Genomic DNA, 10,671 nt, shown 5'->3' on the forward strand with positions numbered 1-10,671 from the left:
CGGCGGGGCATCGCCCGGGGCCGGGCGGATTCGAGGTCCGGGACCACGGCGGGCCGCGAACCGGTCCTGAGGTGGACCAGCGCCTCGTGCCCCTGGTACTCCACGTGCTCGACGATGCCGCTGAGGGCGACCTCGCCGGGCCGGGCCTGGCTGGGCGGGGCGATCCGGACGGCCTCCGAGCGCAGCCCCACGATGATCCGCCGGCCCTGCTGGATCCGGAGCAACTGGTGGTCGGGGCTGAGGGGTTCGGGCAGGGCCAGCCGCTGGCGGCCGAGGTCGATCGACATCCGGCCCTCCAACGGGGCGTGCACGACGGCCTGGAGGAGGTTGATGCGCGGGGTGCCGATGAAGGCGGCCACGAAGACGTTGTCCGGCAGGGCGTAGACCTCGCGGGGCGGGCTGACCTGCTGAAGGACTCCGCCGCGCAGCACCGCCACCCGGTCGCCGAGGGACATCGCCTCCGCCTGATCATGCGTCACATAGACCGTGGTGACGCCGAGTTCTTTGGTGAGCAGGGCGATCTCGGCCCGCAGGTGGTTGCGCAGCTTCGCGTCGAGGTTGGACAGCGGCTCGTCCATCAGGAACACGGAGGGCCGGCGGGAGATGGCCCTCCCCATCGCGACCCGCTGGCGCTCGCCGCCGGAGAGCTGCGCCGGGTACCGGTCGAGGACATGCCCGATCCCGAGCATCCAGGCCGTGGCCTCCACTCGCGCGGTGTTGTCCTCGCGGGGGTTCTCCAGCTTCAGCGGGAAGCCGATGTTGGCGCGGTTGGTCATGCTCGGGTAGAGCGCGAAGTTCTGGAAGACCATCGCCATGCCGCGTTCGCGCGGCGGGACGTGGTTGGCGTGTTCCCCGTCGAGGAGCAGTTCGCCCTCGGTGATCTCCTCCAGCCCCGCGATCATGCGCAGCACGGTGGACTTGCCGCAGCCGGAGGGGCCGAGCAGGACGACGAACTCGCCCGGGTCGATGGAGAGAGTGAACCGGTCGACGGCTCGCCGGTCCCGGCCGTAGGTCTTGCTGACATGGTGCAGGGAGATCGCGCGCGTCATGAGGGTCCGCCCGGAGGGAAGTGGTGGCATCGCGGTGGGGAGCGGCTGAGGGGAAGCTAGCCCACCGGGCGGGGTGTGGGAATGACTCGCGCGAAGGTTGGGGCCCACGGGGTGTCCGGTGGACACCTTCTGCTACGCGTGCCTCGCGTCCTCCGGTGCCGGTACGGGGGCGGGCCCCGCGTCCTCCGGTGCCGGTACGGAGGCGGGCCCCGCGTCCTCCGGTGCCGGTACGGAGGCGGGCCCGGCGACGCCCCGTGCCGGTGCGGGGCCGGAGCCCGCTTCGTCCGGTTCCGACGCGATGGCGGAGCCCGTACGGCCCTCGCCGCGCAGGCCGAGTCCCGCCGCGCCCAGCAGCCCCACGCCGAGCAGGACGAACGGGGCCGCCACCCCCACCGCACCCGCGATCAGACCCGCCGCGGCGGGGGCGGCGACCTGGCCGAGCCGGTTGCCGGTGAGCCGGAGGGCGAGCGCGGTGGAGCGGGCCCCGTCGGGGGCGGCCCGGACCACGGTGGTCATGGACAGCGGCTGGCCGACACCGAGGCAGAAGCCGAGCACGGCCAGCATCACGGCGAGGACGGGGACGGAGACCGGGAGGGCGACGCCCGCGCAGAGGAACCCGGCGAGCAGGCAACTGGTGGTCAGCAGGGCCCGCCGGCCGAGCAGCCGCAGCAGCGGTGTCATCACCAGCCGGCAGGCGATCGTGGCGGCGGCCCGCAGGCTCAGCAGCAGCCCCACGGTGGCGGGTGCGATGGAGCGGTGCTCGCCGACGACCGGCAGGTAGGCGGTGAGGATGTCGGTGGCGGACAGCACCGCCATGCTGATCAGGATGCCCGCGGGGACGCCGCGCGCGCCCAGGATGGCCCGGACCGGGACCTTGTCGCCGGGAGCCGGGCCGGAGCCGGTCGCCCGGCGGTGCTCGATGCGCCAGAGCGAGGCGAGGGCGACCGCGCAGACCCCGGCCGAGACGAGGAGCGCCAGCGCGCTCGTACGGCCGAGGGCTCCGCTGTCGGCGGAGATCAGCGCACCCGCCGCGATCGGGCCGATGAGCTGGCCGAGCGAGGCCCCGATGGTGAAGTGCCCGAAGTTGCGGTCCTGTTCGTCGGGCGCGGACTGCCGGGCCACGATCGACTGCGCGCCGATCACGAAGCACAGGTGGCCGAGGCCCATCACCCCGCTCCAGGCGGCCATCGCGGGCAGCGAGGAGACGAGGCCGCTGAGCGCGCAGCCGCCGGAGATCAGGAGCACGCCGAGCGGCAGCAGGGGCGCGCAACGGCCGTGGTCGGTGCGGCGGCCGAGCGGTACGGCGACGAACAGCGGGAGCAGGGCGTAGACCCCGGCGATGACGCCGACGGCCGTTGCGTCCGCACCCAGCGCGAGGGCCCGGTAGGAGACGGCGGGCCGCGCCATCGACACCGCCCCCTGCGCGAAGGCGAAGGCGATGACGAGGCGCAGCAGCCAGCCCCTGCCGGGCCCGGATCGCGGTCGGTCGGCCATCACATGATGCCGAAGAGGATGCCCGCCCCGAGCACCACGAGCGACGTGAGCACGGCCCACTTGACGGTGAAGCGGGTGTGGTCGCCGAACTCGACCTTCGCCATGCCGACGAGGACGTACACGGCGGGCACCAGCGGCGAGGACATGTGCAGGGCCTGGCCGGCCAGGGAGGCGCGGGCGATCTCCACCGGCGAGACGCCGTGGGCCGCGCCCGCCTCGGCGAGGACGGGCAGGACGCCGAAGTAGAAGCCGTCGTTGGACATGAAGTAGGTGAGCGGCAGGCTGAGCAGGCCGGTGACGATGGCCATGTGCGGGCCCATCGCGTCGGGGACCGTGCCGACGACCCAGTCGGCCATGTGCTCGACCATGCCGGTGCCGGTGAGGACCCCGGTGAAGACGGCGGCGGCGAAGACCATGCCGGAGACGTTGAGCACGTTGTCGGCGTGGGCGGCGATCCGGGCCCGCTGGTCGGGCATGTGGGGGAAGTTGACGGTGAGCGCGAGGGCGGCGCCGAGCAGGAAGAGCACCGGGATCGGCAGCAGCTCCATGATCATCGCCGTCAGCAGGGCGGCGGTGAGTCCGGCGTTGAACCAGTAGAGCTTCGGGCGGAGCGTGGGCCGGTTCGGGTCGAGGCCCTGGAACTCGTCGTCGTCCCCGTCCTCGTTCTCCGTACCGTCGGCGGGGGCCCCGGACCCGGTTCCCGTACCGCTCGCGGGGCCGGAGGCTGCGGTGCCCTTGCGGAGGCGGTCCTTGCCGTCGGTGCCACCAGTGCCGCCGGCGCCTGCCGAGACGGTCTCCGGCTCCGGCTCCCGGGCAAGCGCCTCGTCGAGGGTGAGCATGCCGAGGCGCTTGCGCTCCCGGATGCCGAGCACGTACGCCAGCACGAACACGGCGAGCAGACCCATGGCGAGCGCCGGGATCATGGGGACGAAGATCTCGGAGGCGTCCAGCTTGAGGGCGGTGGCTGCGCGGGCGGTGGGGCCGCCCCAGGGCAGAGTGTTCATGACGCCGTTGGCGGTGGCCGCGACGCCGGTCATCACGACCAGACTCATTTTCAGGCGTTTGTAGAGGGGATACATCGCCGAGACGGTGATCATGAAGGTGGTGGAACCGTCGCCGTCCAGCGAGACGATCGCGGCGAGCACCGCCGTCCCGACCACGATGCGCATCGGGTCGGCCTGGCAGAACTTCAGGATGCCCCGGACGATCGGGTCGAACAGGCCGACGTCGATCATGACACCGAAGTAGACGATGGCGAACATCAGCATGGCGGCGGTGGGGGCGAGGTTGCCGACGCCTTCGATCACGTAGTCACCGAGCTGGGCGCCCTGCCCGACGGCCACACAGAACAGTGCGGGGATCAGTACCAGCGCCGCGATCGGCGACATCTTCTTCGTCATGATCAGGACCAGGAAGGTCGCGATCATGGCGAAGCCGAGGATTGTCAGCATGGGGGATACCTAACGTTCATCCTTGAACTCCCACCGGTCTCGGCGGTCGGTCCGGATGACGTTAGGGGCCTCCTCGAAGAGTTAACAAGACGTTGACGCGTGAGCAATACGAGCAAAACCCCAGGTCAACGCGGTGGCGCTAAGGCCTGGTCCAAACGACGGGCCCTAGCGAGCCGGGGTGACGGAGACGGGGATGGCATTCAGGACCGCCGTGCCGGACAGCGGGTCGAGGAGCGTGCCGTCGAGGAGCTGGTTCACGTTCGCCCCGGGGTGGGCGGCGGCGACCGACATCCGGGTGCCGGGGCGGCTGTGGCCCCAGCCGTGCGGGAGGCTCACCACCCCGCTGCGCACGGTGTCGGTGATCTCGGCGGGGGCCTCGATCCCGCCGCCCGCCGATTCGATGCGGGCGGTGGCCCCGTCGACGAGCCCCACGCGGGCCGCGTCGTCGGGGTGGATCTGGAGGGTGCAGACGTTGGAGCCACCGGTGAGCGAGCCGACGTTGTGCATCCAGCTGTTGTTGGAGCGCAGATGGCGGCGGCCGACGAGGACGAGCGGGGCGGGCCGGTCGCCCAGCGCCCGGCGCAGGCGCGGCAGGTCGGCGGCGATCGGCTCCGGGAGCAGTTCGATGCGGCCGGAGCGGGTGCGCAGGACCTCCGTGAGGCGAGGTTTCAGCGGGCCGAGGTCGATGCCGTGCGGGTGGGCGAGGAGCTGCTCCAGCGTCAGCCCGTACGGGCCGAGGCGCAGCATCAGGTCCAGTCGCCGCTCGGGGCCGCTCTCGCCGGTGAGTTCGGCGGCCAGCTCCTTCGGGGCCCCGGCCCGGGTGAGGGCGGTGTCGACGGCCAGGTCGTCGACGGCGGCGGGCGGCGCGCCGTGCATGCCGCTGACCGCGAGGATCAGCCGGGCGTGGATCTCGCTCTCGTCCATCCGCTCGTCCTCCAGGGGGACGGCGGCGCGGGTGTAGCGGACCTGGTTGTGCACGGCGAAGCTGTTGAACGCGAAGTCGAAGTGGGCGCTCTGCGAGGGCGGCGGCGGAGGCAGGACGACGTCGGCGTGGCGGGAGGTCTCATTGAGGTACGGGTCGACGCTGACCATGAAGTCGAGCTTGTCGCCGAGGGCCGCGTCCAGCCGGTCGCCGTCGGGCGCGGAGAGTACGGGGTTGGCCGCGACGACCACCAAGGCGCGGATGCGGCCCTCGCCCGGGGTGTCGATCTCCTCGGCGAGGGCGGCGATGGGCAGTTCGCCCTTGGCCTCGGGGTGCCCGGAGACCCGGCTCGACCAGCGGCCGAGGGCGAAGCCCTTGCCCGGTACGGCACTGCGCGTCCCGGGTTCGGCGGCGCGGGGTGCGCGGGCCGTGGCGGCGAGTGGGAAGAGTGCGCCGCCGGGCCGGTCGAGGTTGCCGGTGAGGATGTTGAGGACGTCCACCAGCCAGCTGGCCAGGGTGCCGTGCTCGACGGTGCAGCTGCCGATGCGCCCGTAGACGGCGGCGGTGGGGGCGGCGGCGAGTTCACGGGCGATGGCGGTGATGGTGGCCGCGTCCACGTCGCAGGCGGCGGCGACCGCGTCCGGGGTGAAGTCCGTGAGGGCGGCGGCGAGTTCGTCGATGCCGTCCAGGTGCTCGGCGAGCGGACCGGGGTCGGCGAGCTTCTCGTCGATGAGCGTGTGCGCGAGCGCGGCCAGCAGCAGGGCGTCCGCGCCGGGCCGGATCGCGACGTGCCGGTCGGCGAGGCGGGCGGTACGGGTGCGGCGCGGGTCGATGACGGTGAGGGTGCCGCCGCGTCGGCGCAGGGCCCTGAGCCGGCCGGGGAAGTCGGGGGCGGTGCAGAGGCTGCCGTTGGACTCCAGCGGGTTCGCGCCGATCAGGAGGAGGTGGTCGGTGCGGTCGAGGTCCGGTACGGGGATGGCGTGCGCGTCACCGAAGAGGAGGCCGCTGGAGACGTGCTTGGGCATCTGGTCCAGGGTGCTCGCGGTGAACACGTTGCGGGTGCGCAGGGCGGCGAGCAGCAGGGGCGGGTAGAGGGAGCCCGCCATCGTGTGCACGTTGGGGTTGCCGAGGACGACGCCGACGGCCTGCGGGCCGTGGGCTTTCACCAGGTCCGGCATTCGGGCGGCGATCAGGTCGAACGCCGCCTCCCACGTGGTTTCGCGCAGCTCCCCGTCGTCGCCGCGCACGAGGGGGACGCGCAGCCGGTCGGGGTCGGCGTCGAGCCCGCCGAAGGAGGCCCCCTTGGGGCAGATGAACCCCCGGCTGAAGATGTCGTCGCGGTCACCGCGCGCACCGGTGACGGTGGTCCCCTCGATGGTGAGGGTGAGGCCGCAGGTGGCCTCGCAGAGGGGGCAGATGCGCGGTGCGGTGCGAGAGTCGTGGGACATGGGCCCTCCCCGGGGCGGCTGCGGCGACGGCACGCGGACATGGACCGGGCGGGGGCGTGGGAGCCCCGGAAGCCCCGGCACGGGCGAGCATACCGACCGGTACGCACGGTGGGGAGGTGTCGTACGGGGGCGAAGCCGGGCGGCTCCCGACAGAGGGGGTCCGGCATTCAGTCGAGCGTGTGCGCGAGGTAGGACCTCACCAGGGTCCGGGTCTCGGCGACGATGGCCGCGTCCCCCGAGGGCTCCGTACGGAAAGCGAGCTGGAGCAGGGCGTCGGCGGCCTCGACGCTCACCAGGATCGCCCGGGACAGCGCCTCGTCGGGCCGGCGGCCGAGGTGGCCGGCGAGCAGCACCGCGAGCCGGTCCGCCAGCCGCCGGTTGGCGTCGTCCGCCGCGCCCTCGGCGGGGAACGGCGGCCCGAAGTCGACGAGCGCGAAGCCGGGGACGCTCCGCTTCATCGCCAGGTACTCGTCGAGCACCGCGTCGATGGCGGCGCGCCAGTCGGCGGCGGGGAGGTCCGCGAGCCGGGCGGCGATGCGGTCGGCGTAGGTGTCCAGGTTGCGCAGCGCGAGGGCGTCGACGAGCGCGCGCTTGTTGGAGAAGAACCGGTAGACGGAGCCGATCGGCACCTCGGCGCGTTCGGCGACGGCCCGGGTGGTGAGCTGCTCGTAGCCGGTCTCGTCCAGCAGTCCGGCGCAGGAGTCGAGTATCCGGGCCAGCCGGTCGGCGCTGCGCTGCTGCACGGGGGCGCGGCGGAGGTTCGGGGTGACATGGGGCTGAGACACGCGGCCCATGATGCCGTGCCCCGCGCCCGAGGTGGACACCAGTGGCAGCCGGCCGGACACACGAGAGACACACGCACCGAATGGCCCGATGTGTGCCGTTGACGTGCCCCCCTCCTCATTCCTACGGTGGCGCATAGGATTCGTCGTCCGGCGGATCCGAGGGCTTTCTTGGGCACCGGGAGTGCGGGATGAGCGCGATCGACCAGGCGAGGAAGACGGCCGAGGGGCTGACGTACTCCTCCGGCTTCGGCAACGAGCAGAGCTCGGAGGCGGTGCCGGGGGCGCTCCCGCACGGCCGCAACTCCCCCCAGCGCGCCCCCCTCGGGCTGTACGCGGAGCAGCTGAGCGGCTCCGCCTTCACCGAACCGCGCGCGGACAACCGCCGTTCCTGGCTCTACCGGATCCGCCCCTCGGCCGCCCACCCGGCGTTCACCCGCATCGACAACGGCGCTCTGCGCTCGGCCCCGTTCACCGAGACCGTGCCGGACCCGAACCGGCTCCGCTGGAACCCGCTGCCCGACCCCGCGCCCGGCACGGACTTCCTGAGCGGACTGTGGACGCTCGGCGGCAACGGCGACGCCGCGCAGCGCGCCGGGATGGCGATCCACCTCTACAGCGCCAACGCCTCGATGACGGACCGGGTGTTCAGCGACTCGGACGGCGAGCTGCTGATCGTCCCGGAGCGCGGTGGGCTGCTGCTCCGCACCGAGCTGGGCCTGCTGCACGCCGAACCGGGCCATGTCGCGCTGATCCCGCGCGGGGTCCGCTTCCGGGTGGAGCTGCTGGAGGAGACCGCGCGCGGTTACGTCTGCGAGAACTACGGCCGCCCGTTCGCGCTGCCCGATCTCGGCCCGATCGGCGCCAACGGCCTGGCGAACGCCCGGGACTTCCTCGCCCCGGTCGCCGCGTACGAGGACCACGAGGGCCCGGTGGAGGTGGTCAACAAGTTCTGCGGGAACCTCTGGTCGGCGACGTACGACCACTCGCCGCTCGATGTGGTGGCCTGGCACGGCAACCACACCCCGTACGTCTACGACCTGCGCAGGTTCAACGTGATCGGCACGATCAGCTACGACCACCCCGACCCGTCGATCTTCACGGTGCTGACCTCGCCGTCCGACACCCCGGGGCTGGCCGGGGTGGACTTCGTCGTCTTCGCCCCGCGCTGGCTGGTCGGCGAGGACACCTTCCGCCCGCCGTACTTCCACCGCAATGTGATGAGCGAGTACATGGGCCTGATCGACGGGGCGTACGACGCGAAGGCGGACGGCTTCGTCCCCGGCGGCGGCTCCCTGCACAACATGATGTCGGCGCACGGACCGGACCGGGAGACCTTCGACCGGGCGAGCGCGGCAGAGCTGAAGCCGCAGAAGATCGACGACGGTCTGGCCTTCATGTTCGAGACCCGCTGGCCGGTCACGGCAACCGGGCAGGCGGCGACCGCCGATCATCTGCAGCGCGGCTACGACGACGTGTGGCAGGGTCTGAGCCGCAACTTCCGGCCGTAGCCGGCGGGCGCGGGAGGCCCGGAGGGGCGGAATGGGACGGGACGGGGACGACATGACCGAGAGCCATGAGCGGGACGGGGCGGACAGCGGTGCGGCGGAACAGCCGCGCCAACCGCCCGCCTTCGCCCCCGACTCCCTCGTCCTCAACCGGAAGCTGCCGCTCTGGTATCAGGTCTCCCAGTCCCTGCGGGCCTCCATACTGGGCCGGCCCCAGGACGCCACCGCCCGGCTGCCCACCGAGGAGCAGCTCGCCGCGCACTACGGGGTCAGCGTGCTCACGATGCGCCAGGCGCTCAAGGAGCTGGAGACGGAGGGGCTGATCAGCCGGCACCGGCGGCGCGGCACGTTCATCGAGCCGCGCGCCCGGCGGGTCTCCCCGGTCCGGCTGCTGGGTTCGGTCGACGCGATCGTGGCCCAGCAGTCCGGGGAGGCGACGACCGTCCTCGGCCACGGCCCGGTGCCGCTCCCCGGCGATCTCGCGGAGTTCTTCCCCGACTGCGCCGAGGTGACCTGCTACCGGCGGCTGCGCCGCGACGGCGAGAGCGACGAGCCCACCAACTGGGCGGAGAACGCGGTGCGCCCCGACGTCGCCGCCCGGATCGACGTGGCCGACCTCGAACGCTGGCCGATGACCAAGGTCCTGCGCGATGTCATCGGGGTGCGGATCTCCCGGATCACCGACACGGTGGAGGCCCGCCTCGCCGACCCCGTCACCGCCGAACTCCTCCAGGTCCCGCTGCTCAGCCCGATCCTGCACTACACGGGCGTGACGTACGACGAGGAGGGGCGCGTCGTGGACGTGGCCCGGATCCGCTACCGGGGCGACCGGTTCTCCTTCTCCGTGACGGTGGAGGCCCACTGACCCCGCCCCACGGGGACACCGCCCGCCGTTACGATGCGAAGGGCCTCGGCCGACAGGTCAAGGCCGGCAGGGGCAACGGGACACGGGACAGGGGAGGGACGGCTCGGTGGCAGCGCGCAGGACGGCGGCGGCCGGATCCGGCGGGGACACGGAGTCCTCGCCGTTCGACGCGTTCGTCCCGCTGGACGAGCTGATGCCGTGGTCGTCGAGGCCGCTCCGAACCGGCCGCGCCTGGGTGACCGGCCCCGACCCCGAGGCGCTCCGGGCCCGCTGGGAACGGCTGGCCGCCGCCGACTCCGCCGAGCAGGAACGGCTGTTCGCGCCCACCCGTTCCCGTACGCCGCACAGCTCGGTCGCGGCCCTGCCCGGCCAGTCGACCGGTACGGCCCGCTTCGCCCGGACGCCGGGCCCCTGCCCCGACCCCGTACGGATCCAGCACGGTCCCTACGACGAACAGTGGCTGCTCCCCGACCACCGGCTGATCGACGCGGCCCGTCCGGAGCTGTGGCGGGTCGCCGACGGGCAGCAGCTCTTCGCGGTCGACCACAGCGCCGCCCCCGAGGACGCCGGGCCCGCCCTGTCGGTGACCGCACTGCTGCCCGACGGGCACTCCCCCGCCGGCCGGCCCGGCCGGATCAGGCCGCTCCACCGCAGGCCCGGCGGCACGGAGCCCAACCTCGCGCCGGGGCTCCTGGAGCTGCTGCGCGGGCGGCTCGGCGGTGGGGCAGCCCCGGACGCGTTCACCCCGGAAGCGGTGCTGGCCTGGATCCTGGCCGCCGCCCGGCCCTCCGCGTCCGGCGTCCTGGTCCCGTTGCCGGCCGACGCCGAGGTGTGGTCGTCGGGGGTGGCGCTCGGCCGGGAGCTGCTGCGGCTCCAGCTGCGCGGGGCCCGGGGCGGGGAGCGGCCCCGGCTGCCGGGCGGGCGCCGGCCCTATGTGCGGGCGGCGCTCCCGGTCCGCCCCACGGAGCTGTCGTACGACGCCGGGGACGAGACACTGGTCGTCGGCGACGGCCGGATCTCGCCGGTGCCCGCGGGGGCCTGGGAGTTCACGGTGGGCGGGGTGCGGGTGCTGGAGCTCTGGTTCGGCCGCCGGGCGGCGGCGGGGCCGGGCGCGCCCGCCCGCCGCTACGTCGAGAACATCGTCGACCACTT

Annotated in this window: 8 protein-coding genes; 3 read left to right on the forward strand and 5 right to left on the reverse strand. The window is 73.3% G+C overall.

Going from position 1 to position 10,671, the window contains the following annotated elements:
* The 5 genes from JS521_RS29110 to JS521_RS29130 form a co-directional block, all read right to left on the reverse strand.
* On the reverse strand, positions 1-1,049 hold a 1,049-nt coding region (locus JS521_RS29110), incomplete at its 3' end, for an ABC transporter ATP-binding protein (protein WP_205085932.1).
* A gap of 132 nt (positions 1,050-1,181) precedes the next feature.
* The gene (locus JS521_RS29115; protein WP_205085933.1) at positions 1,182-2,543 is read right to left on the reverse strand and encodes an MFS transporter; all 1,362 of its coding nucleotides are present in this window, start codon (positions 2,541-2,543) and stop codon (positions 1,182-1,184) included.
* Complete coding sequence (locus JS521_RS29120) at positions 2,543-3,994, reverse strand: CitMHS family transporter (protein ID WP_205085934.1); 1,452 nt, start codon at positions 3,992-3,994, stop codon at positions 2,543-2,545. Before JS521_RS29120 ends, JS521_RS29115 begins: the two co-directional genes overlap by 1 nt.
* A gap of 165 nt (positions 3,995-4,159) precedes the next feature.
* Entirely contained in the window at positions 4,160-6,364 is a 2,205-nt protein-coding gene (locus JS521_RS29125; RefSeq protein ID WP_205085935.1) for a molybdopterin-dependent oxidoreductase, read from the reverse strand.
* Between the two features lie 167 nt (positions 6,365-6,531).
* The gene (locus JS521_RS29130) at positions 6,532-7,158 is read right to left on the reverse strand and encodes a TetR/AcrR family transcriptional regulator (protein ID WP_205085936.1); all 627 of its coding nucleotides are present in this window, start codon (positions 7,156-7,158) and stop codon (positions 6,532-6,534) included.
* Between the two features lie 179 nt (positions 7,159-7,337).
* Between JS521_RS29130 and hmgA the strand changes: the two genes are divergently transcribed.
* The 3 genes from hmgA to JS521_RS29145 form a co-directional block, all read left to right on the forward strand.
* Positions 7,338-8,657, forward strand: coding sequence for a homogentisate 1,2-dioxygenase (gene hmgA, locus JS521_RS29135; RefSeq protein ID WP_205085937.1), 1,320 nt, complete (start codon positions 7,338-7,340; stop codon positions 8,655-8,657).
* A 52-nt stretch (positions 8,658-8,709) separates the two neighbouring features.
* Positions 8,710-9,519 (forward strand): GntR family transcriptional regulator, encoded by an 810-nt coding sequence (locus tag JS521_RS29140; protein ID WP_205085938.1) that lies wholly within the window; start codon positions 8,710-8,712, stop codon positions 9,517-9,519.
* 106 nt (positions 9,520-9,625) lie between these two features.
* Positions 9,626-10,671, forward strand: a 1,046-nt coding sequence (locus JS521_RS29145; protein WP_205085939.1) for a type ISP restriction/modification enzyme, incomplete at its 3' end; no start/stop codon positions are given.

This window comes from Streptomyces durocortorensis, from assembly GCF_016901035.1.
Taxonomy (GTDB): Bacteria; Actinomycetota; Actinomycetes; order Streptomycetales; family Streptomycetaceae; genus Streptomyces; species Streptomyces durocortorensis.

Coding starts and splice junctions, on each gene's coding strand:
- JS521_RS29115 (WP_205085933.1), bottom strand. CDS start 2,543: ATGGCCGACCGACCGCGATCCGGGCCCGGCAGGGGCTGGCTGCTGCGC.
- JS521_RS29120 (WP_205085934.1), bottom strand. CDS start 3,994: ATGCTGACAATCCTCGGCTTCGCCATGATCGCGACCTTCCTGGTCCTG.
- JS521_RS29125 (WP_205085935.1), bottom strand. CDS start 6,364: ATGTCCCACGACTCTCGCACCGCACCGCGCATCTGCCCCCTCTGCGAG.
- JS521_RS29130 (WP_205085936.1), bottom strand. CDS start 7,158: ATGGGCCGCGTGTCTCAGCCCCATGTCACCCCGAACCTCCGCCGCGCC.
- hmgA (WP_205085937.1), top strand. CDS start 7,338: ATGAGCGCGATCGACCAGGCGAGGAAGACGGCCGAGGGGCTGACGTAC.
- JS521_RS29140 (WP_205085938.1), top strand. CDS start 8,710: ATGACCGAGAGCCATGAGCGGGACGGGGCGGACAGCGGTGCGGCGGAA.